A 26,376-nucleotide genomic window follows, 5' to 3' on the forward strand; every position below is an offset into this window, starting at 1 on the left:
TTAGAATACCGGCCTGTCACGCCGGGGGTCGCGGGTTCGAGTCCCGTCCGCTCCGCCACTAATTTGAAGGCCTTCCCTGATGGGAAGGCCTTTTTGCTATGGGCGGTTCTGTCCATAAGACCCACAGGTTTGCATACCAGAACAAATACCAAAGCTCGGCTTCATGACCGGTCTTACGACTTGGCTTTGATGTTTTTTTAGCCTGCTGGTGAGCTGCCGATATCCCGCCACGATGGCAATACCTTCCCCTATTGGCGTTCTTACTACTATTTCCACCTCTGTATCGCAGGACATCCCATCTTGGCCATATTGTTCCGCTGCGAGCTGATAGAGCTTGAGGATTAGATCAGGCCATCTTGCAACGGTACGTCATCGCTTCCACTTGTTTGTGTAATCCCTTTTTTGCTTATGGATTTATTCCATTAAAACAGTCTCTTATCAAGAATGGGCTGTTTTGCAGCAGGAATGCCGCTCGAGATAAATGATAATGATTATTGTTTGAATGATCGGAGCGGGGTCGTTACAATGCGGGCTGATTAATAAAGTGCTTTTCAAATGAGCCTTTTCTAATACTGCGCCTGGCCGGATGCCAGGGCGTTGTAATGAGTGAAGTAAGGGAATACGTCACCTTCCTACTAAAAATGTTCAGGCTAAAACATGACAACAGTGAAACCGAACAAGCTTGCCTTGCTGATCTGCTCCCTTCTTGCGACCCAGGCCTATGCTGCCAAACAAGAGGTGATGGTCGTCACCGCTTCCGGCTTCCAGCAGAAGATTGAAGACTCTGCCGCCTCCATCTCCGTGATTACCCGTGAGCAGCTGGAGAAACGGGCCTATCGCGATGTGACCGATGCCCTGAAGGATGTTCCCGGTGTTGTGGTGACCGGCGGTGGCAGTAGCAGTGATATCAGCATTCGCGGTATGGGGTCGAAATACACCCTGATGCTGGTTGATGGCAAGAAGGTGGATAGCCGTGGTACTCGCCCGAACAGCGATGGTCCGGGTATCGAGCAGGGCTGGCTGCCGCCACTGCAGGCGATTGAGCGCATTGAGGTCGTCCGTGGCCCTATGTCATCCCGTTATGGTTCCGATGCCATGGGGGGCGTGATTAACGTGATTACCCGCAAGACCACCGGTCTGGCCTGGCAGGGCTCGGTTCATGCTGATTCTACCTTCCAGGAGAACAAGGATGCCGGCAACAGCTTCCAGACCGATGCCTATACCGCAGGTTCACTGATCGATGGCGTGTTGGGGCTGCGTTTCAATGGTCAGCTTGCCCATCGTGGTGAAGACAAATTTATCCAGGGTTTTGCCGAGCAGGAGACTCGCAGTGGCACGGCCGTGCTCAGCTTCAAGCCTGATGATCATAACCGCTTCGATCTGGAAGCCAGTCGTAGTCTGCAGGATCGGGATCGCACGGCCGGCAATTCGCTGGCTGCCAAGGCGAAAGATAGCCTTAACCGATACGAGCGCACCAACTATGCGCTCACCCATGATGGCCAGTATGATTTCGGCTCTTCTAGCAGCTATCTGCAGCAGGAAACCAACACCAACCCCGGCCGCCAGATGGAACTTACCAACACCATCGCCGATACCCATACCCAGTTTATTCTGGGTGATCACTACCTGAGTGTCGGTGGTCAGTATCGCTATGAGGATCTGCACGATCAGGGCAATACCCTGAAAGTGGCCAACCCTGCCGAGCAGCTGACTCGCTGGAGCTGGGCGATGTTTGTCGAGGATGAGTGGTCACTCACTGATAGCTTTGCCCTTACCGGTGGCGCCCGCATGGATCGGGATCAAAATTACGGCTCTCACTGGAGCCCGCGCCTCTACGGCGTTTGGCATCTGGATGATAGCTGGACCCTGAAAGGAGGCGTATCGACCGGTTACCGCTCTCCTGACTTGCGAATGTCGGCGGCCAACTGGGGTCAGGTCACCGGTGGTGGCAGCCTGGATGGTATGCTGGTCGGTAATCCTGATCTCAAACCCGAGACCAGCGTGAGTGAAGAGATCGGCCTGCTGTGGAACGGTCATCAGGGCTTCAACGCCGGGGTTACCCTGTTCAACACCGACTTCAAGAACAAGATCTCCGAAGTGCGTCGCTGCACCAGCAAGAGTGATCCCGCCTGTACCCTTAATGGTCACAGTTATGACTTCATCAGTGATCGGGTCAACGTCGACAAGGCGAACATGCGCGGTGTCGAGGGGATGATGGATTGGGCCATCAATGAGGATTGGTCGGTCAGCTCCAGCTACACCTTTACCCAGTCCGAGCAGAAGAGTGGTCCACTGGCGGGTCATGCCCTCAACCAGATGCCCCGTCACATGTTCAACGGCAGTGTTGACTGGCAAACCACCGAGGATCTCAGCCTCTGGTCACGGGTCAACTTCCGTGGCGAGACCTCCGAATACCTGAGCCGGGTCAAGATGGCGGAGGGGACTCCTTCCTACACCTTCTTTGACATGGGCCTGGTCTACAAGGCCAACAAGCATCTGGATCTGACCGCCGGGGTCTACAACCTGTTCGACAAGACGGTAGATTACAGCAGCTATGGCACTGTGCTGGATGGTCGCCGCTACAACCTGGGCGTGACTTACAACTTCTGATAGGGAACCTGTCATGCGGCCGCCATCTTCCGATGGCGGCCGTTTTTATTGCGTGTCCGTCAGGGGACTATGCCTGATAGGGGGCGGCTCGCCAGGTATTGCGTCCCAGTCCCTTGGCCTGATACATGAGGGCGTCAGCCTGCCGCAGTAGCTGGTCGGCATCAGCCTCTCTCTCTGCGGCGACCCAGACTGCCCCGGTGCTGATGGAGAGGGTCACCTCGCCGCTGCTGGTGTGCAGGGTTTGCCGGTTGCTCTCCAGGCAAATACGCTCGGCCCATTGCTCTGTCTCGGCCAATGTGGCCAGCGGCAGCAACAGGCAAAACTCCTCGCCGCCGATGCGGGCCAGTAGAGCCTCTTCGGGCAACAGGTTGGTCACAGTCGTGGCCAGCTTTTCCAGCAACAGATCCCCGATGCCATGACCAAAGCGGTCATTGGTCTCCTTGAAGTGATCCACATCGAACAGCAACAGGGCACAGGGCTCCCCGCTTGCCAGCCGCTGCTCCATGGCGGGCATGAATGCCCGTCGGTTGAGCAGGCCGGTCAGGGGGTCGGTACTGGCTTGTTTCTCCAGTCTGGCGTTGGCGCGGCTCAACTCGGTGGTACGGCTGGCAACGGCGCGGCGCAATTGCACTATGTAGGCCACCATGATCAATGCACCGGCCAGAAGTAGCCAGGGACCGAGATGGATGGGGTAGACGGTTTCGACATGCATCCACTTGCGGATGATCCGCTCTCGATCGCTCTCTTTGAGCTTGGCGAACCCCTCTTCCAGCCGGTTTAACAGGGCAAAGTCGCCCTTTTTCACCGCAAAGCGGATCTGGTCGGTATAGAGGTGGCGAACCGGAATAAAGCGGGTGGGATCGTCCGAGGTATAGATGTAGAAGTTGGCGACCTGCAGATCGGCGATAAAGGCTTTTATGTCGCCCCGAAAGGCCGCCGCCAGCAGGGTGTCATTGTCATTGAAGGTCTGCAGTCTGGTGCCGGGGAAGTAGCGTCTGGCGTAATATTCCTCGTAGCCACCGGCTACCACACCGACCGTTTCATGGAGCAGGTAGTAATGTACATCTGTGCCGCGCAGTTCGCTCGAGAAGAAGAGTTGGGAGTCGAGCTGGGCGAGAGGCCGGCCATAGTCGAACAGTTTGTCCCGCTCCGGTGACCAGAGCAGTCCGGCGTGAACGTCCGCTTTCCCCTCATGGAGCAGGTCGAGGGAGCCTTGCCAGTCGACCAGCCTGAACTCGATCTTCTGGCCGGTGACCCTGGCATATTCACGCCACAAATCGATCAGCAGGCCATCCGGCTGGCCCGACTCATTGATATAGGAGAAGGGCTGCCAGGCTTTGGAGTTGGTAATGATGATCGGCTCTTCCGGGGCTTTGGCCCAGGCAGGCAGGGCAAGGGCGAGTAGCAGGAGCCCCCATCCGATACTGACTATGACTCCTGTCCTGGAAAAGGCCATCCTTGCTCCAATCCGTTGCCGTATACCGTCCCGTGGTCACCGATTATCACCGTCTTTCTGATCGAAGAACAAGCGCTCAAATGATGAAGTTTGCATGATGCAAATGGCGCCATGACAAGGCTGGCGGATAGAGTAATTACTTACAGCGGCAGGCTGATCCGCGCCTCCAGTCCCCCCTGTGGCCGATTGAGCAGGGTCAGCTCGCCGCCGTGCTGATGGACCAGGGTGCGGGCGATGGAGAGCCCCAACCCGACACTGCCGGACTCGGTGTTGCGCGCTTCATCGAGCCGCACGAATGGCTTGAACACATCCTCGAGCCGCGCCGGATCGATCCCCGGCCCGTTATCGCAGACCCGGATCAACAGCTCCTCCTTGCGCCGCTCCAGCGACACTTCGGCGCTGCCGGCATATTTGATGGCGTTGCCGATCAGGTTCTGCAGCACCCGGCGCAGGGTGTTGGCCCGGCAGGCGTAGACCTCTTTGCCCTCCGCCAGACAGGTGACCGGCTGGCCGGTATCGGCATAGTCATCGCACAGGCTGACCAGCAGGCTGACCAGATCCAGCTCGCGGGTGGCCTCCTGCTGCCCCTCCTCGCGAGCAAAGCTGAGGGTTGCCGCCAGCATCTGTTCCATCTGTTGCAGGGTCTGCTGGATCCGATCCTTGTCCTCGCCATCGGCCAGAAACTCGGTGCGCAGCCGCAGGCTGGTGATGGGGGTTCGCAGATCGTGGGAGATGGCCGCCAGCATCCGGGTTCTGTCCTGCACGAAGCGGTCTAGCCGGGTGTGCATCCGGTTGAAGGCCTGAATCGATTCGCGGATCTCGGTCGGCCCCTCCTCTTTCAAGGGCTCGATATCCTCTCCCCGTCCGAGCCGCTCCGCATTGCCTGCCAGCTGCTTGAGTGGGCGGGTGGCACGGCGAAACAGCAGCACCATCAGTCCGATCACCAGACTGGCGACCAGCATCAGGTTGAGGGTGGTCTGCCACGACCAGCTGCCCGCCTCCTTGTCGACCAGCGAGCTGAACTGCAGCCAGCCCCCCTGCGGCAGTTCGATGGAGCCATAGAGCCGCATATCCCGTGGTGGGGGCGGCCCCTTGCGATCCCGCATCATGCGGGCGTGATGTTCCCACGCCTTGCTGCGCTGGTTATCCTCTTTCAGCTCGGCGCTGATCTCGACGGTGAGGCCGGGGGGGTAGTTGAGGCGCGAGCGCACCAGCTGCTCGAAGCGGGGGCTGCGGTTATCCGGTTGCAGCGGTTCGTCGGAGAGGCGAAGCAGCAGGGTCTCGCTGCGGCTCGCCTTGAGGATCTCGTCATAGAGGGACGGGGGGGAGAGGGAGAGCAGCCTGACCACAGAGATGATCCGCTGCATGGCGTTGCGGCTGTTGACGAAGCCGAGCGCCTCCTCCCGATCCGTGCGGTAGATCTGGATGCTGAGCAGCTGGATCAGGATCAGCCCCGCCAGCGCCACCAGAATGATCTGGCCGGTCAGCCCCTTGGGCCACATCCGTGCCCACAGTCGTCGCAAGGTGCCCACTGCTTAAACCTGCGTCACGTCGGCGGAGAACATATAGCCGCCACCCCAGATGGTCTTGATCAGCTCCGGGTTCTTGGGATCCCGCTCCAGCTTGCGGCGCAGGCGGCTCACCAGGGTATCGATGGCGCGATCGAAGGCCACCGCCTCGCGGCCACGGGCCAGATCCAGCAGTTGATCCCGGCTCAGCACCCGTTGCGGGCGTTCGAGAAACACCTTGAGCAGATCGAATTCGGCGGTGGAGAGGCTCAGGCCCACCCCATCCTCATCGACCAGCTCCCGGCGATTGACGTCGAGCAGCCAGCGATCGAAGCGCAGATCCCGGGTCAGGGTTTCGGCGGCGGGTTGGGTCTCTGCCTGGGTGCGGCGCATCACCGCCTTGATGCGCGCCAGCAGCTCGCGCGGGTTGAAGGGCTTGGCCAGATAGTCGTCGGCCCCCATCTCCAGCCCTATGATGCGGTCGGTCTCTTCCCCCATGGCAGTCAGCATGATGATGGGCAGGTTCGATTTGACCCGCAGCTCGCGGCAGAGGGTCAGACCATCTTCACCCGGCATCATCAGGTCCAGCACCAGCAGGTCGAACTCCCGCTCCTCCAGTAGTCGCTTCATCTCCTTGCCATCCCGGGCGCAACTGACCCGCAGGCCGTGCTGTTCCAGAAAGCGTTTCAAGAGATCGCGGATCTCGCTGTGATCGTCGACCACCAGAATGTGGGTGTTGCCCTGGTTCATGAATACCTCCCCTGCTTGGCGTTGGCACGAGTATACGAAAATACGCTGCACGGTTTGTGTCAAAGTGTGCCAGATCCGCACGATGCCACACTCTGCTACAAAAAAGGGCGATGCTGGCAAAGTTCAGACACCGGTCGGGTGTTTACTTGAGGGCAAGGCGAGAGAGCCGAACCCGAATCATCCCTACAGGAGATAGACCATGAAAAAGCTGACCAAAACCCTGCTGACCGCCACCCTGATCCTTGGCCTGCCGCTGGGTGCCTATGCAGCCAGTGAAGCAGCCCCCACCGGACAGCCCGGTGCCATGGTGGATTGCCCGATGGACGGCGGCGGCATGATGGGTGGCAAACACCACGGTGGTCGCCACGACAAGATGGCCCGCATGCAGAACATGACCCCGGAGCAGATCCAGGCCAACCTGCAGCAACGTTATGACCGCATTGAAGATCCTGCCAAGAAGGCGGAGTTCATCAAGAAGCTCAACGAGCGTGCCGCCGGCATGACCAAGCACGCCGAAGCGATGAAGCAGTTCGCCGAAGCGAACCAGTAACAGCACCAGCTGTTATCAACCCAAGGGTGGCCGAGGCCACCCTTTTTGTGATCGTATCGATCCATTTTCGCTCGAATCCTTATCTTACTGTCGCTTATGTGAGCGATGGCAAACGCGCCGTGAGCGAATTGCAAGATAATGCCCGCTCATATAACAAGCTGCAGTTAGCAGTGGCCGAAAACAGGAGAGGGTATGGGTTGGGATCTGGGGACAATCAAGGGGCGATATACCGCCGTTTTTCTGGGATTCATGGTGGCGGTCTGTGTGCTGACCGTAATCGGCATCCAGTTATGGGTCAAACCCGAGCTGCAACGGGCGGGTGAGCAGAATCTGGTGCTGCGGGTCAGCGAGATTGCGACCGACATTCGCGATCAGCTCAACGGGGTGCAGAGCCAGTCACGCAGTATCACTCAGCTGGTTGCCCAACTGCCGAGTGAGCAAATCGATGCTGTTCTCCCTGCTCTGATCGATCAATATGGCAATGCCATGGTGTTTGGTGGCGGCATCTGGCCGATGCCGGATCAGCGGGAAGCCGGTCACATCAAGTTCAGTACCTTCTTTCATCGGGATGGTGCCAACAAGCTGATCCCCAACACCTACTGGAACTCGGCCGAGGCGCCCAACTATTTCGAGCAGCCCTGGCACAGAGCCGGGCAGCAGGCGGCGAAAGGCATGTGTGTCTGGGCGGCGGCTTACAAGGATGGTGCCAGCCAACAGCCGCGCACCAACTGTGCCATGGGGATCTATCGTGACGGTTCCCTTTACGGGGTGTCCACCATCGATGTGACGCTGGGTTTCTTCAATGATCTGGTCGCCAAAAAAGAGCAGGAGATCGGTGGTCAGGTGATGATCGTCGAGGCCGATGGCAAGATCCTCAGCAAGAATGGTCGTTTGACTGGGGATGTGGTGCTGGGCAACCTCTCATCTCACGGGGACTATCCCTTTGCCAGCGCCATCGCCAGCCTGCTGGGGCAAGGTAATGGCGCCGCGTTGCAGCGCACTACCTTTCAGGATTTGGGTGAAGAGCAGACATTGCTGATGCAACCCATCGAAGGAACCCCCTGGCTGTTGGCGGCGGCGCTGCCAACCAGCACCCTTACCCACGACAGTCAGGAGGTGCTCAAGACGCTGGCAGCGATCCAGCTACCGCTAGTGGTGCTGCTGTTTGCGCTGATGTTGATGGCCATCAAGCAGCTGGGCAGTCGACTCGACACCCTCAAGCAGAACATCGATGCGCTCTCGGCCGGAGATGCTGATCTGACTGCCCGGATCCGGGTCAAGGGGCACGATGAGCTGGACCATATCGCTCAATCGGTGAACCGCTTTATCGCCTATCTGCAGCAGATGATGTTGCAGGTGACCGAGACCACAGAGCTGATTACCCGTGAATTGGCCCAGCTGGATCAGCAGACGGGGCAGGCCAGACGCATTCTCGGTGAGCATGCCGCCGAGACCGATCAGATAGTGACAGCCCTGACCGAGCTCAGCTCCACTGCCGACAGTGTGGCGCACCACGCGAGCGATTCCGCCAGCTTTACCGAGTCTGCCAATGGTCAGGCGATTCAGTCCCGTCAGGTAGTGGGTCAGGCCTCTGCCAGTGTGGCGGCGCTGATCGATGAAGTGGATCTTGCTGCGACCAAGGTATTGGGGATGCAGGAAGATGCTCGCCAGATCAGCAGTGTACTCAGCGTGATCGGCGATATTGCTGCCCAGACCAACCTGTTGGCACTCAACGCGGCCATCGAGGCGGCGCGGGCCGGTGAGCAGGGGCGCGGTTTTGCCGTGGTTGCTGATGAGGTGCGCGCACTGGCGGCGAGAACCCAGAATAGCACTGCCGAGGTGGGGAGCATGCTCTCCCGGTTGACGCAGGGGGTGGCCGAAGCCGTGGTGGCCATGGAGCACACCAAGCAGAGCTGTCAGGTGGCGACCGAGAATACCGAGCAGGTGACAGGCGGGCTCGACAAGATGGCGGATGCCGTGGTGCAAATAAACGATCTGGGTACCCAGATTGCGACTGCGGCAGAGGAGCAGAGCCGGGTGACCGAAGAGATTAACCGCAACATGGTCACGATCCGCGACATGGTCAATCTGCTGGTGGATAACGGTCAGAATACCGAACAGAGTTCGGCCACCCTGCTGGAGTCCAATCGCCAGCTGGTGGCGTTGGTGCATCGCTTCAAGGTGTAACAAACCGATAATGAAAGAGGGGGAGCCCGGTGCTCTCCCTCTTGCTATCTGCGCCGATACGGGTGTTCAGCCCACTCCACCGGCCGAGCGAACTTAGCCCTGAGCCTTGTCGGTCAGGTCTACTTTCTTGACGGTATCACCTTCGAACTTGATAACGACGTTCTTCTTGGCTGCGTCGGTATCTTTCAGCAGGGTTTTGGTGGTTTCTGCCAGCAGCGGAGAGGCCTTTTTCAGGGCATCCAGATCATAGGTCCACACTTCCAGACCGGATTCGGTCTTGGTGGTGGCAGGAGCGCCCAGCTTCTCTTTAATAGCCTGCTTGTTGGAGCCGCCTTCCTTGATATCCAGTGCCTTCTTGATGGCTTCGTTGGATGCGCTGTCCACTGCACTGGATACTGCGGTATTGGCTGCATCCTTGACGCTGCTGGTGACGCTGTCGGTCAGCGAGTCCATCAGGCCAGCATTGGCAAATAGGGGCAGGGTGGTGAGGGCTACCAGCAAACTCTTTTTCATTTTTTACAGATTCCATTGGTTCAAATGAGGCGGCTATGGAACCAATAAAAGAGCTGGGTGTCAAGTGAGGCAGCTATTGAGCTGTCTGTTAACTGTGTCTCATTTTTCACCAGCCGCAAACAGTTTTGGTATCTCCCGCACCAGCCAGCTTTTGGCCTTGCCCATGGTGTCTCGCCGCCAGGCCAGCACGACCTGCAGCTGATGGCGATATTCGGGGCTGATCACCTTGAGTCGTCCGGCCCGGATGTCCTCCTCAATCCAGCTCTGTGGCATGGTGCCGACGCCGATCCCTGCCAGCAGGGCATCCCGTTTCTCCGTCATGGTGCTGACGGTGAGGCGCGGCTGCTTGTCCAGCAGGCGGTAGGTGAGCACCGGTTTGCGCAGCGCGGTATCGGCGACGGCGATGGCGCGGTAGCGGCGCAGGGTTTCGTCGGCCAAGGGTTCGGGCTCCTGATGCAGCGGATGATCGGGATGGGCGACATAGAGCATCACCTCCTCTTTCAGCACCTGATGCTTGATGCCGGTCATCATGATGTCCGGGTTGATGGAGGAGATCAGCAGGTCGGCGCGACCATCTTCCAGACACTCCCAGCTACCCGCCAGCACCTCGGCCCGCAGCCGCAGTCGGGTATCGGTCTGCTCGGCCAGCTTCTCCACCAAGGGGTAGAGGGCCTGCACCGGGACCAGCGCATCGACGGCGACTGTGATGTCGGTCTCCCAGCCACGGGCCAGCGCCCGGGTCTCGCCTACCAGATGCTCGGCTGCCTCCAGCAGCACCCGGCCGCGCTCCAGCAGCATGCGTCCGGCCGGGGTGAACTTGGTGCGGTGGCCGCTGCGGTCAAACAGCATGGCATCCAGTTCGTCTTCCAGCTTCTGCACCGTATAGCTCAATGCCGAGGGCACCTTGCCCAGCTCGTCGGCCGCCGCCGCAAAGCTGCCGCGGCGGTCGATGGCGTCCAGCACCCGGATTGCCTCCAGGGTCAGCGCCCGCTCCTTGTTCGATTCCTTGGCCATTCCTCACCTTCAATTTTTTTGAATATGTTTGCCAGTTTATCTCGCTAACAAGTTAGGTCATGTCACTTTAATATTCAATCAACGCTTAGGCAGGAACGTCGAGCGGCCAAATATGCGGGTAGTTCCGCACTGTGACACACCAAATCGGTCTGTCTGATGTCGGTGAAAGAACAACACACTATTTGAATAACCTCTTGCATGGATGCATTGATTCTGGCCGAAAAGGCCTTGGCAATGACATATAAAACAAGAGAGTGAATGAACATGAAAAACGTAATCAAGATGCTGGCCGTTGCAGGCCTGATGACCACAGGTTTCGCCCAGGCTTCCGTACCGGCTGACTTCAATTCCATGCCCGGTGTGCTGTTTGTGAACTGGAACGCCACTGCCGCAATGGATGGCAAAGCCAATCCGATGCTGGAAGTGCGTGACGAGTCTGGCGATCTGCTGGCATCAGTCCACGCCAACCTGACAGGCACCCAGCAGGTGCGGATCCCGAGCCGTACCCAGGGCAACCTGACTGTCAGCCTGGCTGACCAGAGCAGCGAATACCGTATTCCGTTCGGCATCGGTAGCGGCAAACAGCGTTAATCAACCGTCCCGGTAGGTGAGGAGCAGACCATGATGCAATTGAGAGCCGCAGAAGCGCGGGGCAAGGCCAACTTTGGCTGGCTGGACGCGCGCCACAGTTTCTCCTTCGGTCACTACTATGACCCGGAGTGGATGGGGCACTCGGTACTGCGGGTGATCAATCAGGATCTGGTTGCGCCGGGTGGCGGATTCGCCACCCACCCTCACGCCAATATGGAGATCCTCACCTGCGTGCTGCAAGGCACCATAGAGCACAAGGACAGCCTCGGCCATGCCGAGCAGATCCCGGCAGGGGATTTCCAGCTGATGAGCGCAGGCAGCGGGATCCGCCACAGCGAGTACAACCCCTCGCAGACGGATCCTCTCTCCCTGTTGCAGATCTGGATCGAGCCGAACGAGTTCGGCACGCCACCCGGATATCAGCAGAAGAAGATCGAGTCCAGACCGGGCATGACGCTGGTGGCGTCACCGGATGGCGAGGCGGGATCGCTGCGGATCCGCCAACAGGCCCGCGTATGGCGGCTGGAACTGGCCCCGGGCGAGACGCTCGAATGGGCACTGGCTGGCCGACACGGTTACCTGCAGATGATTTCAGGGGAGCTTGCCGCCAACGGTCTGGCTGCCCGACCCGGCGACGGGGTACTCAGTCGTGATGAATACCGGTGGGAGCTGTTTGCGACCAGTGCCAGCCAAGCTCTGTTATTTGACCTACCCTGAAGCAGTCAGCGGTGATGTGACACAAACGAGGAATATGAAATGGATAAGATGAAAGATGTAGCGCTGCTGGCGGGTCGTGTACTGCTGGCGCTGATGTTCGTAATGGCGGGCTGGAGCAAGATCGGCGGCTATGCCGGTACTCAGGGCTATATGGAAGCGATGGGTGTACCCGGCTTTATGTTGCCGTTGGTGATCCTGCTTGAGCTGGGCGGTGGCCTTGCCGTCGTGCTGGGTCTCTTTACCCGCAGCCTCTCCGTGCTGCTGGCCGGTTTCACCCTGATGGCTGCCTTTATTTTCCACTATCAGCCTGCCGAACAGATGCAGATGCTGATGTTTATGAAGAACGTCTCCGTTGCCGGTGGTTTCCTGGCGCTGGCGGCGGCCGGAGCAGGGGCTTTCAGTCTGGATGCCCGTCTCGGCAAAAACTGGTAATGCCTTGAAGAGTCAAGTTTTCCAATGCCTTTTGGCCGGTGCAACTGCACCGGCTTTTTTCTGTCTGCGTTTTCCGGATAGGTGAGGCGGCGCGCCAAATCTGCGGCGCCCCTCATGGTTCAGCGGTTTACCCGCCTGCTGGCCACAAGAGCCTTTTGCATCTTCCCCCCCGATCCCCGACAATTCCCTCTCTTGTAAAGTGACGGAAATGGCTCGCCTTTTCCCTCGCCCCCTCTCATCCACAGGCGGGAATTGCTCATGTTTACCCTCTACCACTCCAATCAGCTGGATCTGCTCAAAGAGCTGCTGGTGAGCCGCATCCGGCAGGTCCCCCTCTCTCACCCCTTCGATCGGGAGCAGATCCTGGTGCAGAGTCCGGGCATGGCCCAGTGGCTCAAGCTGGAGCTGGCCAAGGCCTTCGGCATCGCCGCCAATATCGACTTTCCGCTGCCCGCCAGTTTTATCTGGGAGATGTTCACCCGGGTGCTGGCGGATGTACCGCGCCAGAGTCCCTACAACAAGGGATCCATGAGCTGGCAGCTGATGACCATTCTGCCTGCCTTGCTGGAGCGCCCCGCCTTTGCCCCGCTCGCCGCCTATCTGGGCGGGGGAGATGAGGAGGATCCTGCCCAGGAGCCCGAGCAGGTGCGGTTGTGGCAGCTCTGCCAGAAGGTAGCGGATCTCTTTGACCAGTATCTGGTCTACCGGCCGGACTGGATCGCCCGTTGGGAAGAGGGGGAAGGATTGAGTCAGGAGCTGGCCGGGGTGAGCGGTCAGGACTGGCAGCCCGAACTGTGGCGCGAGCTGGTGGCTCGCACCCTGGCGCTCTCTCCGAGCGGTTACCACCGCGCCAACCTCTACGAGGAGTTTATCCACGAGCTGGCGCGTACCGCCGATCTGCCGGGCAAGCTGCCACAGCGGGTCTTTGTGTTCGGCATCTCGGCGCTGCCGCCGCGCTATGTGGAGGCGCTGCTGGCCCTCGGCAGCCGGCCGGAGGTGGAGGTGCACCTGTTTGTCACCAACCCCTGTCGCTACTACTGGGGGGATCTGCTGGATCGCAAGACGCTGGCACGCCTCGAAAACAAGCTCAAACCCGGCACCGATATCGAGACATTGCAAGGCCCCGCCAACCCGCTGCTCGCCTCCATGGGCAAGCTGGGGCGCGACTATCTGCATCAGCTGATGGAGCTGGAGGTGCCGCAAATCGAGGCGTTCGTCGATATCGACGAAGTGGATGGCAAGGGCAATGTCAGCCTGCTGCGCGCCATCCAGAAGGATGTGCTGGAGCTGGCCGAGCGAGGCGCCGGTCAGTTCGATCTCGACAGCAGCCATCACAAGAGCCCCATCGATCCGGCGGATGGATCCCTGCAGATCCACGCCTGCCACGGCCCGATGCGCGAACTCGAGGTGCTGCACGACCGGCTGCTGGCGCTGTTCGAGCAGGACCCGTCCCTCACCCCGAAAGATGTGGTGGTGATGATGCCGGATGTGAACAGCTACGGCCCCTATATTCAGGCGGTGTTTGGCGCGCGCGGCCAGATCCCGTTTGCGGTCTCGGATCGGGCGGCGAGTCAGGAGAGTCCGCTGCTGCAAAGCTTCCTCGCCCTGCTCAAGCTGCCCAACGCCCGCTTCGGGGCAGGGGAGCTGCTCGCCATTCTCGAGGTGCCCGCCGCGCTGCGCCGTTTCGAGCTGGATGACGACGAGTTCAACCAGCTGCGGGTCTGGGTGCAGGAGACCGGCATCCGCTGGGGGTTGGATGACGGTTACCCAGTCCGTTTCGATCTGCCGCCCATGTCCGGCAACAGCTGGCTGTTCGGCCTGCGCCGCATGCTGCTCGGCTTTGCCATGGGGGATGGCGAGCCGGTGGCGGGCATCCTGCCCTACGCCGACATCGAGGGTCAGCAGGGGCTGGCGCTCGGCAAGCTCGCCTGGTTTGTCGATTCGCTGGCCGAATTCCTGCCCCGCCTGCAACAGGCCCAGCCGCTGGCGGAGTGGAACGCTTGCCTGCTGGCACTGCTGGAGCGCTTCTATCTGGCCGACGAGGATGAAGAGCGTCAGCTCCAGCTCATTCGCAGCCAGCTGGCTGAGTGGCAGACCCGGCTTGGCGAGGCCCGTTTCGAGCAGCCCATTACCGCCGACCTGTTGCAGGATTACCTCGGTAGCGTGCTGGGGGAGTCCCGCTCCAGCCAGCGCTTCCTCGCCGGTCAGGTCAACTTCTGCACCCTGATGCCGATGCGCTCCATCCCCTTCAAGCAGGTCTGCCTGCTCGGCATGAACGACGGCGTCTACCCGCGCACCCTGGCCCCCATGGGGTTCGATCTGATGGCGGTGGCGTCGCGGCGCGGGGATCGCTCCCGCCGCGATGACGACCGCTACCTCTTCCTCGAGGCGCTGCTCAGTGCCCAGCAGGGGCTCTATATCAGTTATCAGGGTTTCAGCGCGCAGGACAACAGCGACAAGGTGCCCTCGGTGCTGCTGGCGGAGCTGATCGACTATGTGCGGCAGGGCTTTGTGCTGGCGGGGGATGAGGATCTGGACGACGAAACCTCCGGCAAGCGGCTGCTCAACCATCTGATGGTGGCGCATCCGCTCACCCCCTACAGCCGCAACTACTTCTATCCGGAGCCGGGTTCGCGCCTCTTTACCTATGCTGCCGACTGGTTGCCTGCCCTCAATCCGGTGCGCGGCGCGGCCAACTTCCAGAGCGGCGAGCTGCCTTTACCTCCCGAATGGGGCAAGGAGCAGGGGCTGGAGCTGGCGGAGCTGCTGCGCTTCTATCGCCAGCCCACCAAATATTTCCTCAACCGCCGTCTCAAGGTGTGGTTTGAGCTGAACGAGGCCAACATCGAGGAGAGCGAACCGTTCGAGCTGGACGGCCTGCAACATTATCAGCTGAAAGACCTGCTGCTCGATGCTCACCTAGCACAGGGGGACAGTGCCGTGCGTCGCGAGCGGCTGCAGCTTACCGGCCTGCTGCCGCAAGGGTGGTTCGGCAGCCTGCTGCTGGAGGATCTGGACGAGCAGATGGGCAAGCTGGCGGATCGGCTGCGGCCCTGGGTGGCAGCCAATGAGGCAGAAAAGCAGGCGGTGGAGATCGATATCTCCCTCACTCAGGGCCAGCTGCAAGGGTGGATCGACACCCAGAAGGGGCGCTTGCTGGTGGTCAAACCCGGCAGCTTCAACGGCAAGGATCTGCTGCTGGGCTGGATCCAGCATCTCTGCCTCTCATTGAGCGGCGCCCCCGGCGACACCCTGTTGTTCGATGCCAAACAGAGTCTGCGCCTGCCTGTTCTCGCTGCCGACGAGGCGCGCCCCAAGCTGGCGGCGCTGGTGGCCTGTTGGGCGCAGGGGATGAAGCGACCGCTGCCCTTCTTCCCCAACACCGCCTGGGATTGGCTCAAGGCGATCGAGAAGGATCCCGACAAGCCGGAGGCGGCCGACAAGGCGGCACTCACCCGTTTCAACGGCGGCTGGATGATCAATGGGGAGGGGCAAGATCCTTACGTCGCCCGCTGCTTCCCCGAACTCGATGACGAGGTGCTTGGTCAGTTGCAGGCGCTGGCCCGCGAACACCTGACCCCGCTGCTCAAGATCCTGGAGGAGCTGAAATAATGGCTAACCCGCTCAATACCCTGCGTTTTCCCCTCCATGGTGAACGACTGATCGAAGCCTCCGCCGGTACCGGCAAGACCTACACCATCGCCGGTCTCTACCTGCGCCTGCTGCTGGGCCACGGCCCGCTCATTGAGGAGGGGGCCGATTCTGGTCAGCCGAGCGCCCACGAGCGGCCGCTCTCGGTGACCGAAATTCTGGTGGTGACCTTTACCGAAGCCGCCACCGCCGAGCTGCGCGGGCGGATCCGCGGTCGCATTCACGAGGCGCGCCTCGCCTTTATGCGCGGTGAGAGCAAGGATGATTTGCTGGCCCAACTGCTGGACGAGGTGGACGATCACGAATTGGCGGCCCGTCGCCTGCTGGCCGCCGAGCGCCAGATGGACGAGGCGGCGGTCTTTACCATCCACGGTTTCTGCCAGCGGATGCTCAAGCAGAACGCCTTCGAATCCGGCGCCCTCTTTGAAACCGAATTTCTCACCGACGACAGCCAGCTCAGGCTGCAGGCGGTGAGCGACTACTGGCGATCCGAGTTCTATCCGGTGGATAAAGCCCTCGCCAGCGCGGTGCGCGCGCTCTGGCCGAGCCCCGCCGCCCTGCTGCGGGAGATGGGCAGCTGGCTCGACAACAGCGAGCTGGAGATCCACCCCGCACTGGGGGACGAGACCCTCGCCGCCCGCCATCAGGCCGCCATGAGCCGCATCGCGGCGGTGAAGAGTGAATGGCTGGCGCAGATGGACGAGATCCGCCGCCAGACCGACGGGCAAGTAAGCCGCTACACCGGCAAGAACTACGAAGGGTGGCTTGCCAAGATAAGCGACTGGGCACAGGACGAAAGCAGTGGCTACGCCATCCCCAAGGAGCTGGAGCGCTTCGGCCAGACAGTGCTGGAGGAGAACCTCAAGAAGGGGGGCGCTGTGCCGACCCTGCCGCTGTTCAGCCAAATCGATGAACTGCTGGCGAGTCGCCCCGGTATTCGGGATCTGATCCTGCAACGGGCGGCCAAAGTAGTGCGCAGCCGGATGCAGGCGAGCAAGCGCCAAGCCCATCAGCTCTCGTTCGATGACCTGCTCAAAGATCTCGACGGGGCGCTCGGCTCCAGCCTTGGCGAGCGGCTCTGCGAGCGGATTCGCGCCACCTACCGGGTGGCGATGATCGATGAATTTCAGGATACCGACCCCCAGCAGTACCGCATCTTCCATCGGCTTTACGGCGGCCACACAGACACGGCGCTGTTGATGATCGGTGACCCCAAGCAGGCCATCTACGGCTTTCGCGGCGCCGACATCTTTACCTACATTCAGGCGCGGCGAAATGTGAGCGCCCACTACACCCTCGGGCGCAACTGGCGCTCCAGCAGTGCTCTGGTGGGGGCGGTCAACGGCCTGTTCGAGCGGGCCAAGGATCCCTTTATCTACGAGGCGGATATCCCCTTCCTGCCGGTGGAGGCGCAGGGCAAGAGCAAGGCGCTGCAGCTCGATGGCGTTACCGCCCCTGTGCTCCATTGCTGGCAGCTGACCGGCCAGCCCACCTTCAATCGGGGGGATTACCAGAGCAAGATGGCCCGCGCCACCGCCGCCGAGATCCACCGCCTGCTGACCCTGGCCCGCGAGGGCAAGGCGCTGATCGGTGACAAAGCGCTGAAGGCCGGGGATATCGCCGTGCTGGTGCGTACCGGCGCCGAGGGCAAACTGGTGCAGCAGGAGCTGGCGCGCCTCGCCATCGCCTCCGTTTATCTGTCGAACCGCGAGAGCGTGCTGGAGCAGGTGGAGGCGCGGGAGATTTTGCTGATTTTGCACGCCTGCCAGAACCCGAGCGAAGAGCGCAGCCTGCGGGCGGCGCTGGCGACCGGGCTGTTTGATCTCGACGCCAAGGCGCTCGATGGGCTGGCCAGCGACGAGCGGGCGTGGGAGAGCGCGGTGCAGGAGTTTATGGAGTACCGCAAGATCTGGCACCGCCGCGGCGTGCTGGCGATGCTGCGGGCCCTGCTGCACCGGCGCAATCTCGCCTCTTCGCTTTTGGCGAGCCCCTATGGCGAGCGGCGGCTGACCAACTTCCTCCATCTTGGCGAGCTGCTGCAACAGGTGAGCAGCGAGCTGGATGGGGAGTATGCCCTGCTGCGCTGGCTTGGGGAGGCGGTGAGCCGCCCCAACGGGCAGGATGCGGAGCAGGTACTGCGCCTCGAATCCGAGCGGAAATTGGTGCAGATCGTCACCATCCACAAATCCAAGGGGCTGGAGTACCCGCTGGTGTTCCTGCCCTTTATCTGCAGCCACAGAACCGCCGAGACCCCGCTCTATCACGAGGCGGACGAGGCGGGCAATCGCACCATTCTCGATCTGACCGGCGCCGACTCGTCGCTCGCCGAAGCGGACAGGGAGCGCCTTGCCGAAGATTTGCGGCTGCTCTATGTGGCCCTGACCCGGGGCGTCTACGCCACCTGGCTGGGGTTGGCGCCGGTGCGGGCGGGGGCGGGCAAGTCGGAGAAGACCGACCTGCACCACACCGCCATCGGCTACCTGCTGCAAAAGGGGGAAGAGGGGGACGCCGAAACCCTGGCGACCGCCCTCACCGAGCTGTCTCAGGCGCTGCCCGGGGTGGCCGTCGGTGAGCCCTCGCTCACCCGTCCGGCCCCGCTGCCGCCAGAGGAGGAGCAGTTGGGCGAGCCGCAGGTGCGCCACTTTGGCGGCTCTCTTGAGCGGGACTGGTGGATCAGCTCCTACTCCGGGCTGGCGGCGCAGGGGCACGGCCACAGCAAGGGGGTCTTGGCCAATCCCGGCTTCGATGACGAGGTGGTGACCGAGGCGGCTGCGCTGGTTTCCGAGCAACCGGACGAGGCACCCCAGCCCTCCATCTTCACCTTCCCGAAAGGGGCGCGCCCCGGCACCTTGCTGCACAGCCTGTTCGAGACCATCGACTTTCAGAGCGCCGAGGGCGAGCCGCTGGCAGAGCATATCGCCAGTCTGTTGCTGCAAGACGGCTTCGACGAGAGCTGGGCCCCTGTGCTGCAACAGCAGGTCGAAGCGGTGCTCGATACTCCGCTCGATACCGGCTTTGGTGATCCGGTGCGGCTGCGGGATCTGGCCCCCGAGCGCAAACAGGTGGAGCTGGAGTTCTTCCTGCCCATGGGGCGGGTGACGGCACCGGCGCTGACCGCCCTCTGCCAGCAGCACGATCCGCTGTCGCGGGGCAACAAGCCGCTCAGCTTTGCCACCGTGCAGGGGATGCTCAAGGGCTTTATCGACCTGGTGTTCGAGTGGCAGGGGCGCTGGTATCTGCTCGACTACAAATCGAACCACCTCGGCATGAGCCCTGCCGATTACAGCCGTCCGGCGCTGGAGCGGGCGATGGCGGAGCATCGCTACGACCTGCAATACCAGCTCTACTCGCTGGCGCTGCACCGGCTGCTCACCCTGCGCCTGCCGGGTTACGACTTCGAGCAGCACTTTGGTGGCGTTTTCTATCTGTTCCTGCGCGGCATGCCGCAGGGGGGCATTTTCCATACCCGCCCGAGCCGTGAGCTGGTGCTGGGGCTGGATAAGTTGTTTAGCGAAGGCAGTGAGCTGCCAGCAGCGGGATCCCAAGCATTTAACGAGGTAGAGGCATGAGCGGCACCATGATCAGCACCGCGACCAGCGCAATGATGGTTGAACGGCTCAAAACACTGGCGCTGGCTGGCCGCATCCGCCAGCTGGATCTGCAATTTGCCAGGCTGGTGGCCGACCTTGGCGGCAGCCCCGAGCTGGTGCTGGGGGCGGCGCTCACTTGCTTCGAGCTGGGGCGCGGCCATGTCTGTCTGCCGCTGGAGATGCTCGCTACCGGATCACTGCGGCCGTTCGGGCTGGATCCCCAACAGAGCCGGGATCTGCTGGGGGATCTGGCGGATCCTGCCCGCTGGCCCGCCCTGTTTGCGGCCACCCCCCTGGTTGGTACCGAACAGGATGAGGGGCCTGCCCCGCGCTGGCCGCTGCGGCTGTGGCACGGGCGGCTCTACCTCACCCGCTACCACGATCACGAGCAGGGGGTGGCCCGCCATCTGCGCGCCCTGAGCGAGCGAGCCGAATGGCCGGAGATTGCCCCGGCCCTGTCGCGGCTGTTTGCCCGCGACTATGGGTTGGTGTTCGCGGCGCTGCTCAAGGCCCGCCTCGCCCCCGACTTCTCGGCCCGCCACTTTATCGAGAAGTATCTGGATCTGGTGTTCCCGAACGAGGTGGATTGGCCCGCTATCGAAGGGCTGCTGGCCAGCGCCCAGGCGGCGAGCGACCTGAGCAAGCTGGATGCGCTGGTGCCCGAGGCGCTCTGCTGCAACGGCCAGAAGCTGGCGGCGGCCACCGCGGCGGCGCGCCCCTTTGCGGTGATCTCCGGCGGCCCCGGCACCGGCAAGACCACCACGGTGGCCAAACTGCTCGCCATTCTGGTGGAGACCGGCCTGCAAGCGGGTAAGGCCCCGGCGATCCGGCTGGTGGCCCCCACCGGCAAGGCGGCGGCGCGCCTCACCGAGAGTATCGGCTCTGCCCTGCAGGCCCTCGATCTGCCCCCCGAATGGGTGGAAGCGATCCCCACCGCAGCGGGCACCCTGCACCGGCTGCTCGGGGTCATTCCGGGGCGCAGCCAGTTCCGCCACCACGCGGGCAACCCGCTGCACCTCGACCTGCTGGTGGTGGATGAGGCCTCCATGGTCGATTTGCCGATGATGGCTCGCCTGCTCGATGCGCTGCCCAGCCACGCCCGCCTGATCCTGCTCGGCGACAAGGATCAGCTCGCCTCGGTGGAGGCGGGGGCCGTGCTCGGCGATATCTGCAGCTTTATCGAACAGGGCATCAGCCCGGCGCAGGCGGAGTGGCTATCCCGCCAGACCGGCTACCGCTTGCAGGGCTCGCCCGCAGGGGCGCCGGTGCGCGACAGCCTCTGCTTGCTCTCCAAGAGCTGGCGCTTTGATCAGCATTCGGGCATCGGTCAGCTGGCGCGCGCCTGCAACAGCGGCGATGCCACGGCGGTGGAATCAGTCTGGGGCGCAGGATTCGCCGATATCAGCCTGCACCCCTGGGCGGGAGAGGCCTACGACGCCCTGATTGCTCAGGGGGTAGCCGGTTACGGCAGCTATCTGAAGGCGGCCCGCGCGGGGGAAGCTCCTGCCGCCGTGTTCAAGGCATTCAACAGCTTCCAGATCCTCTGCGCCCTGCGCGATGGCCCGTTCGGCGTGCTGGGGCTAAACGAGCGGCTCGAACTGGCCCTGTCACGGGCTGGCCTGATCGCCCGCGATGGCGACTGGTATGCCGGTCGCCCGGTAATGGTGGTGCGCAACGACCACGGGGTCGGCCTCTACAACGGTGATATGGGGCTCTGCCTGCCCGACGAAACTGGCCGGTTAAAGGTATGGTTTGAGCAGCCGGATGGCACCCTGCGTGCCCTGTTGCCCAGCCGCTTGCCGCCCCACGAGACGGTCTACGCCATGACCATCCACAAATCCCAGGGCTCGGAGTTTGCCCATACCGTGCTGGTGCTGCCCGACAGCCCCAGCCCGCTGTTGACCCGCGAGCTGGTCTATACCGGCATCACCCGCGCCAAGGCGAAACTCGATCTCTACGGCGATCGCGCCCTGTTGGCACAAGCGGTACGGAAAAAGACCGAACGTTATTCCGGATTGGCGGAGAGGTTGGGGGAGTGATTGATGGCGGCGGTAAAGGGAGTTGCCGCCGTCAACGTATGTTTTTAGGAGTGGAAAATTATTGCTCATTCATCTCTTTGAGCAGTCGCCCCCAAAGAGGTTTTAATTGCCTTTTAATCGCATTAGAACCCATTATATTTGCCGCTTTATGGCCATATGTGATGAAATTTCGCTTGCTTAAATGCGAGTAACGCTCATAAATTTTCTTCTTAAATAGTGGTGTTTTCGCTACACCATTTTTCTCTTCAATAAGGTTGGATTTTTGATGCGTCTTTTTAGCTAACCTAACCCCAGCTTTCATTCTGCCCGAAAACCTAGCTAGTGCCGCCGATCTAAGTAGCTTTCTTTCACCATCAAAAATAAAGCCTAAGTACTGTAGTGGCTTGTCACATTTTTGAACCCCACGGCATGTATGGAAAGTTCTAATCTCAGTTTTTTTATCATTTATTTCTATTTTTAGCTCGGAGATACTTTGTGTTACCAGAGAGATTAATTCACGGGTTTTATCACTGTCGATGATAAAAAGCATATCATCACAGTAACGATAGTATTCTCCTGAAATAGATGTCACTATGTCTTTTATTTTCTTGTCGAAATCTAGCATGTATATATTAGACAGAAGAGCACTTATAGATGTTCCTTGTGGTATGCCTCTTCCAGTCGAGTTGGTTTCTATTAACCCAAGACCTCGAACTTTCTCTCTGAATGTTTTTATATTGCAAAGTCTTAATCCTGCAGCTTTGGGATTGTTTCTCGATATTTTAAGTGCTGTATACAATAGGTCTCTATTGACCACAGATGATTTAGTTAGAGACCTGTATATATTAAAATGATCATTTGGTAATGAGTGTTCTTGGAGTAATTTGCACCACATTGATTTGAGTATTTCATGATCTAAATTATCAAAGAAACCAGATATATCCATCGCGATTGCAGTGCAATCACCATGAGCCTTTATTTTTTCAAAGGCAATGTTAGCAAAATCAATATTACTTTTCCCAAGAGATCTGAAAGCAAGTACAGATTCTTCTAATTGCGACTCAGAGAGAGCTTTTTCATATAAATCAGAGAGTAACCCTGCATAGTAAGAGTAAATGTGAGAGTCGATATGTGATGCGTATGAGATTGGTCTTGTTTTTATTTTCTTTTGAACATTACCATCTTTGTCTATTGATATTTTAAGGCTTTGTATATTGTACTTGATTAGAGGAAAAAAAGCATGTTGGGCAACATTAAGGGGAGATTTGACAATTTGACATGCTTTCCGTAATTTTACTGGAGAATCAAAATGTAAGTAGCCACGACTCCGAAACCATTGATTTTCTGAGTTCATCATATTGAGCCTTAAATTGCAAAACCCGGAAAGGTAAAGGACTGTGGCCATCCGATTCCCAATCCGGGCTTAACAAACGTACTTAAATACGCATTCACAACATCTATATGATGTCGGCCACGAATGTCAGATATGATATATGATACCATCATCGCAGGAGTGTTCGACGTGAGTCTACTAGCCATCTGCGGCCATGCAAGTCGTCTGCTAGCCAGTGTACTGGTGAGCGTTCTACTTGACAGCTTGTGATACACCTTACTTCCTAAATAAGTAAGCGAAGACATAATAAATTATGGTGAGAAAAAACTCAATAATTTCTTGGTTGAGTCTTCGCCTGCTAGGCCTAATGTTTACCATGAAATATTATTTTCCTTCCCCTCATCCCTAGCCCTTCTCCCGCAAGGGGAGAAGGGAGGTTTGGCCCCGTGGTTATAACGTGATTGCTAACACCATATCTCTGATGCTGCTTTATCCCCTCTCCCTCTGGGAGAGGGCTAGGGTGAGGGGCGCAGGTTGGCACAATGCCAATTTTGCCCGCTTCGTGAAATCCGGTAGGGTGCAAAGAACGAAGTGAATTGCACCGCTGCTATTTATCTGCCAAAAGGTGTAATGCGCTGCGCTTATTACACCCTACATCCAACCCACACACGACAGGATGTCATTGCTTGAGACTTGAATTTAACACTATCGATCTGGATCGGGATTACGAGCTCTGTGTGCAGGCACGCAGGGATGCCTATTTTTGCAGCTTTCATACCCATGACGGCTTTGCCGACTTTATCGACGGCTATCGGGAGCGGATACGCGCAAGGCTGGGGCAAGCGCAATGGCACTACTTGCATGTCTGGGCGGGTGAACAATTGGTGGGCCAGCTGGAATTTCGCAGCTTTTCCGATGAACCCGAGACTGGCTATGTGCAGCTGATTTATCTGTTCCCCGAATATCGTGGCACCGGTTTGGCTGCCGTGTTGCAGGCCTATATCCGCCAGCAGTTGCTGGGGGCTGGCTGCAAATGGGCGATCCTCTCCGTGAGCCGTACCAATGTGCGGGCCTTGAATCATTACCGGCGCTTTGGCTGGGTATTTCTGCGCCCCAATCCGAAACATCAGGAGACGGATTTTTATCGGCTGACTCTGGCCGAGTGACCTCTGTGGGGGCCTCTGGGTATCCCCTCATTTATTCCCATCACCCAAATGACTGAATCGTGAGTTAAATCCGGTAAATGGGGCGCGCTTGAGCCACACTTATGGCCACTCTGATTCAGCCTGCGCCGTGAGTGGCCGATAACCGGGGAAGCGGTGGTTCGGTGGGGTTCTGGCTGACAGATCTGTTGCAATATGCCAAGGTAGCGCCTCACGACAACAGCGCGATTCCCCGTGGTGGCGCGGGGCGGAAGAACAAGGATAACTGCTATGGTGCAGGACAGTGACACGATCAGGATCTCGGATGTCAGCGAGGCCGTGGTGCATGGCATTCTGGAGGTGACCAGCGATGGCATCTGGGATTGGCATGCCAATACCGGTTTTGTCTATCGCAACCCGGGCTGGTACCGGATGCTGGGTTACGAGCCTCACTCCCTCGGCAATACCGTCTTCACCTGGGAGAACGTGATCCACCCCGACGATCTGGCGGCTGTGATGGCGAAGTTCGATCTCTGCCTGAGCGGCAGCGCCCATGAGTATCGCGCCGAGTACCGTTGCCGCTGCCGGGATGGCAGTTACCTCTGGATTGAGGATTGCGGCCGCATCATTGAGCGCAATCCCGACGGGTCTGTGGCGCGGATGATCGGCGCCCATCGCGATATCCACGCCAGCAAGTTGTTGCTGGAGCAGCTGGAGCGGCGCAATCAGTCGCTGGAGCAGCAGGTCGCCGAGCGTACCGCCGAGCTGGTGCGGCTCAACGAGGCGCTGCAACAGAAAGCCGAGGAGAACCGTCTGCTGGCAGAGACCGATGCCTTGACTGGCGCCGCCAGCCGCTATCGGTTGGAGCGGGCATTGCAGCTGGAGTGCGAGCGGGCGCGCCGCTTCCATCAGCCGTTTACGGTGATCGCCATGGATGTGGACAACTTCAAGCAGATCAACGACAGCTATGGCCACAACGCCGGGGATCAGACCCTGATCAACATAGTGGCGCTGGTGCGCCGTCATATCCGCGAGATCGATCTGCTGGCCCGCTGGGGTGGTGACGAGTTTATGGTGTTGTTGCCCAACACCGGCCGCGAGGATGCGCTGGTGGTGGCGAGCAAGTTTCAGGCATTGATGGCGAGCGAGCCCATCTGTCCCCATGCGCCCGCTACCATGAGCTTCGGGCTGGCGGAGTATCAGCAGGATGAGCAGAAAGAGAGCCTGATGGTGCGCGCCGATCGGGCGCTCTATCAGGCCAAGCAGCTGGGTAAAGACCAGATCTGCTAACGCGGGGTACGGAAAAAGAGCAGTAAAAAGGGCCGCAGGTTTGAAACCTGCGGCCCTTTTGCATTGTTACTGACGCGGCGCGACTTAGAAGTGGTAGCGCAGACCCAGCTTGAAGGTATCCAGAGAGTAGTGCTCGTCACCCAGGCTCAGGGCGTCGAACTGGCGCTCGTAACCGATACCGGCAGAGAAGTGGTCGTTGAAGGCGTAGTCCAGACCTACTTCCAGATTGGGGTGTACCTTGCTCTTGGTTGCGCTCTCGTTTACCTGACCGCTGAAGCCGAGGAGGGTGGCGTTGCCGACAACTTCCACTTCGGTGCGGGTGTAGGCGATGCCCGGTTTGGCATAGGCGCTGAAGCCCCAGGCCAGCGGCTGACTCAGCTTGACTGCCAGGCTGATGCTGCGGGTTTCGATGGTGGTGTCGGCAAAGCCGGTTGCAATCGGGGAGGTCACCCAGGTCAGCTGATCCATCTGTTGGGCGTGCAGGCCACCTTCAACGGCCAGCCAGGGTTTGAAGCTGTAACCTACGATCAGGCTGCCGCCGTCGAGCTGGTCGTCGATCACTTTGGCGTCATAGGCGTCTTTGGCCGCACCATCGAGATCCATCTTGGAGGTAGTCAGATCCAGACCTGCATACCAGCCTTCAGCATGGGCGCCGCCATTCATGGCCAGAGCAAGCAGGGAGAATGCGGCAATTTTATTAAACTTGTTCATGGATAAATAACCTTGTGTTGCGTGAACTGCGTGTGATTTATATTGCTCAATCCATGAAGCTTTTTATATTTCCGTCATTGCTCTGCTTTCACAGAGGGGGCGCAGTATAGTCAGCGAATTTCTGAATAACAAGAGAGTGATTTTCCCATTCTTCTAAATATGACTGGCTGCAAGCAGGGGCATCTTGTTTAATAAATGGTGTTATTAGAGTTTTAGCTTTATTGAGGTTTAAATAATTAACTGGAGAGGAAAATGACAGGCTGAGAGTTCGGTTTTGACTCTATGTGATTGATTTGTATCGACATTAAATTTT

The 26,376-nt window shown here is 59.5% G+C and carries 18 protein-coding genes; 11 read left to right on the forward strand and 7 right to left on the reverse strand.

Translation table 11 applies throughout. The annotated features are described in order from the left end of the window. Positions 1-657: 657 nt before the first annotated feature. Positions 658-2,610 carry a ligand-gated channel protein gene (locus AB5Y86_RS07720; protein WP_368192514.1) on the forward strand — a complete coding sequence of 651 codons (1,953 nt, stop codon included), beginning with the start codon at positions 658-660 and terminating at the stop codon, positions 2,608-2,610. Positions 2,611-2,677: 67 nt separating this feature from the next. Here the strand turns inward: AB5Y86_RS07720 and AB5Y86_RS07725 are convergent, their stop codons facing one another. The 3 genes from AB5Y86_RS07725 to AB5Y86_RS07735 all read right to left on the reverse strand — a co-directional run bounded on the left by AB5Y86_RS07725 (position 2,678) and on the right by AB5Y86_RS07735 (position 6,324). Beyond that, positions 2,678-4,066, reverse strand: a complete 1,389-nt coding sequence (locus tag AB5Y86_RS07725) for a transporter substrate-binding domain-containing protein (RefSeq protein WP_368192515.1) — start codon at positions 4,064-4,066, stop codon at positions 2,678-2,680. A 140-nt stretch (positions 4,067-4,206) separates the two neighbouring features. Next, a complete protein-coding gene (locus AB5Y86_RS07730) occupies positions 4,207-5,568 on the reverse strand; it encodes an ATP-binding protein (protein ID WP_267528881.1) in 1,362 nt (453 codons plus the stop codon). Between the two features lie 33 nt (positions 5,569-5,601). Then, positions 5,602-6,324, reverse strand: a complete 723-nt coding sequence (locus AB5Y86_RS07735; protein WP_005336534.1) for a response regulator — start codon at positions 6,322-6,324, stop codon at positions 5,602-5,604. Positions 6,325-6,523: 199 nt separating this feature from the next. Between AB5Y86_RS07735 and AB5Y86_RS07740 the strand changes: the two genes are divergently transcribed. Continuing rightward, positions 6,524-6,874: a hypothetical protein gene (locus tag AB5Y86_RS07740; protein WP_005355311.1), complete on the forward strand. Its 351-nt coding sequence runs from the start codon at positions 6,524-6,526 to the stop codon at positions 6,872-6,874. Between the two features lie 192 nt (positions 6,875-7,066). After that, complete coding sequence (locus AB5Y86_RS07745) at positions 7,067-9,061, forward strand: methyl-accepting chemotaxis protein (RefSeq protein ID WP_368192516.1); 1,995 nt, start codon at positions 7,067-7,069, stop codon at positions 9,059-9,061. Positions 9,062-9,154: 93 nt separating this feature from the next. Here AB5Y86_RS07745 and AB5Y86_RS07750 read toward each other — a convergent pair whose 3' ends face one another. Together AB5Y86_RS07750 and AB5Y86_RS07755 are read right to left on the reverse strand one after the other, a co-directional pair. After that, positions 9,155-9,574 carry a hypothetical protein gene (locus AB5Y86_RS07750; protein ID WP_139440346.1) on the reverse strand — a complete coding sequence of 140 codons (420 nt, stop codon included), beginning with the start codon at positions 9,572-9,574 and terminating at the stop codon, positions 9,155-9,157. Between the two features lie 99 nt (positions 9,575-9,673). Then, entirely contained in the window at positions 9,674-10,588 is a 915-nt protein-coding gene (locus AB5Y86_RS07755; RefSeq protein WP_160881980.1) for a LysR family transcriptional regulator, read from the reverse strand. Between the two features lie 258 nt (positions 10,589-10,846). Here AB5Y86_RS07755 and AB5Y86_RS07760 point away from each other — a divergent pair, with 258 nt between their 5' ends. From AB5Y86_RS07760 to recD, 6 genes are all read left to right on the forward strand, one after another. Beyond that, positions 10,847-11,179, forward strand: a complete 333-nt coding sequence (locus tag AB5Y86_RS07760) for a hypothetical protein (RefSeq protein ID WP_368192517.1) — start codon at positions 10,847-10,849, stop codon at positions 11,177-11,179. 30 nt (positions 11,180-11,209) lie between these two features. Next, positions 11,210-11,896: a pirin family protein gene (locus tag AB5Y86_RS07765; RefSeq protein ID WP_368192518.1), complete on the forward strand. Its 687-nt coding sequence runs from the start codon at positions 11,210-11,212 to the stop codon at positions 11,894-11,896. 39 nt (positions 11,897-11,935) lie between these two features. Next, the gene (locus AB5Y86_RS07770; RefSeq protein WP_005342720.1) at positions 11,936-12,328 is read left to right on the forward strand and encodes a DoxX family protein; all 393 of its coding nucleotides are present in this window, start codon (positions 11,936-11,938) and stop codon (positions 12,326-12,328) included. A gap of 258 nt (positions 12,329-12,586) precedes the next feature. Then, positions 12,587-15,940, forward strand: coding sequence for an exodeoxyribonuclease V subunit gamma (gene recC / locus AB5Y86_RS07775; RefSeq protein ID WP_368192519.1), 3,354 nt, complete (start codon positions 12,587-12,589; stop codon positions 15,938-15,940). Beyond that, a complete protein-coding gene (gene recB / locus AB5Y86_RS07780) occupies positions 15,940-19,548 on the forward strand; it encodes an exodeoxyribonuclease V subunit beta (RefSeq protein ID WP_368192520.1) in 3,609 nt (1,202 codons plus the stop codon). Before recC ends, recB begins: the two co-directional genes overlap by 1 nt. After that, positions 19,545-21,608 carry an exodeoxyribonuclease V subunit alpha gene (gene recD / locus AB5Y86_RS07785; protein WP_368192521.1) on the forward strand — a complete coding sequence of 688 codons (2,064 nt, stop codon included), beginning with the start codon at positions 19,545-19,547 and terminating at the stop codon, positions 21,606-21,608. The genes recB and recD overlap by 4 nt, the downstream gene beginning before the upstream one ends. Positions 21,609-21,666: 58 nt before the next feature. On the opposite strand, the gene drt2 is transcribed toward recD, so the two are convergent. Then, the gene (drt2, locus tag AB5Y86_RS07790) at positions 21,667-22,944 is read right to left on the reverse strand and encodes an antiviral reverse transcriptase Drt2 (RefSeq protein ID WP_368192522.1); all 1,278 of its coding nucleotides are present in this window, start codon (positions 22,942-22,944) and stop codon (positions 21,667-21,669) included. Between the two features lie 662 nt (positions 22,945-23,606). Here drt2 and AB5Y86_RS07795 point away from each other — a divergent pair. Both AB5Y86_RS07795 and AB5Y86_RS07800 read left to right on the forward strand, forming a co-directional pair. After that, positions 23,607-24,086 (forward strand): N-acetyltransferase, encoded by a 480-nt coding sequence (locus AB5Y86_RS07795; RefSeq protein WP_005356822.1) that lies wholly within the window; start codon positions 23,607-23,609, stop codon positions 24,084-24,086. Positions 24,087-24,353: 267 nt separating this feature from the next. Continuing rightward, positions 24,354-25,352: a sensor domain-containing diguanylate cyclase gene (locus AB5Y86_RS07800; protein WP_058057085.1), complete on the forward strand. Its 999-nt coding sequence runs from the start codon at positions 24,354-24,356 to the stop codon at positions 25,350-25,352. A gap of 84 nt (positions 25,353-25,436) precedes the next feature. Here the strand turns inward: AB5Y86_RS07800 and AB5Y86_RS07805 are convergent, their stop codons facing one another. Next, positions 25,437-26,063 carry a porin family protein gene (locus AB5Y86_RS07805; RefSeq protein ID WP_144716061.1) on the reverse strand — a complete coding sequence of 209 codons (627 nt, stop codon included), beginning with the start codon at positions 26,061-26,063 and terminating at the stop codon, positions 25,437-25,439. Positions 26,064-26,376: the final 313 nt, after the last annotated feature.

Source organism: Aeromonas sp. s8, assembly GCF_040907785.1.
GTDB lineage: Bacteria > Pseudomonadota > Gammaproteobacteria > Enterobacterales > Aeromonadaceae > Aeromonas > Aeromonas veronii.

Bases quoted from the DNA above. Each gene is read 5' to 3' on its own strand.
- AB5Y86_RS07720 (WP_368192514.1), top strand. From the start codon at position 658: ATGACAACAGTGAAACCGAACAAGCTTGCCTTGCTGATCTGCTCCCTT.
- AB5Y86_RS07725 (WP_368192515.1), bottom strand. From the start codon at position 4,066: ATGGCCTTTTCCAGGACAGGAGTCATAGTCAGTATCGGATGGGGGCTC.
- AB5Y86_RS07730 (WP_267528881.1), bottom strand. From the start codon at position 5,568: ATGTGGCCCAAGGGGCTGACCGGCCAGATCATTCTGGTGGCGCTGGCG.
- AB5Y86_RS07735 (WP_005336534.1), bottom strand. From the start codon at position 6,324: ATGAACCAGGGCAACACCCACATTCTGGTGGTCGACGATCACAGCGAG.
- AB5Y86_RS07740 (WP_005355311.1), top strand. From the start codon at position 6,524: ATGAAAAAGCTGACCAAAACCCTGCTGACCGCCACCCTGATCCTTGGC.
- AB5Y86_RS07745 (WP_368192516.1), top strand. From the start codon at position 7,067: ATGGGTTGGGATCTGGGGACAATCAAGGGGCGATATACCGCCGTTTTT.
- AB5Y86_RS07750 (WP_139440346.1), bottom strand. From the start codon at position 9,574: ATGAAAAAGAGTTTGCTGGTAGCCCTCACCACCCTGCCCCTATTTGCC.
- AB5Y86_RS07755 (WP_160881980.1), bottom strand. From the start codon at position 10,588: ATGGCCAAGGAATCGAACAAGGAGCGGGCGCTGACCCTGGAGGCAATC.
- AB5Y86_RS07760 (WP_368192517.1), top strand. From the start codon at position 10,847: ATGAACATGAAAAACGTAATCAAGATGCTGGCCGTTGCAGGCCTGATG.
- AB5Y86_RS07765 (WP_368192518.1), top strand. From the start codon at position 11,210: ATGATGCAATTGAGAGCCGCAGAAGCGCGGGGCAAGGCCAACTTTGGC.
- AB5Y86_RS07770 (WP_005342720.1), top strand. From the start codon at position 11,936: ATGGATAAGATGAAAGATGTAGCGCTGCTGGCGGGTCGTGTACTGCTG.
- recC (WP_368192519.1), top strand. From the start codon at position 12,587: ATGTTTACCCTCTACCACTCCAATCAGCTGGATCTGCTCAAAGAGCTG.
- recB (WP_368192520.1), top strand. From the start codon at position 15,940: ATGGCTAACCCGCTCAATACCCTGCGTTTTCCCCTCCATGGTGAACGA.
- recD (WP_368192521.1), top strand. From the start codon at position 19,545: ATGAGCGGCACCATGATCAGCACCGCGACCAGCGCAATGATGGTTGAA.
- drt2 (WP_368192522.1), bottom strand. From the start codon at position 22,944: ATGATGAACTCAGAAAATCAATGGTTTCGGAGTCGTGGCTACTTACAT.
- AB5Y86_RS07800 (WP_058057085.1), top strand. From the start codon at position 24,354: ATGGTGCAGGACAGTGACACGATCAGGATCTCGGATGTCAGCGAGGCC.
- AB5Y86_RS07805 (WP_144716061.1), bottom strand. From the start codon at position 26,063: ATGAACAAGTTTAATAAAATTGCCGCATTCTCCCTGCTTGCTCTGGCC.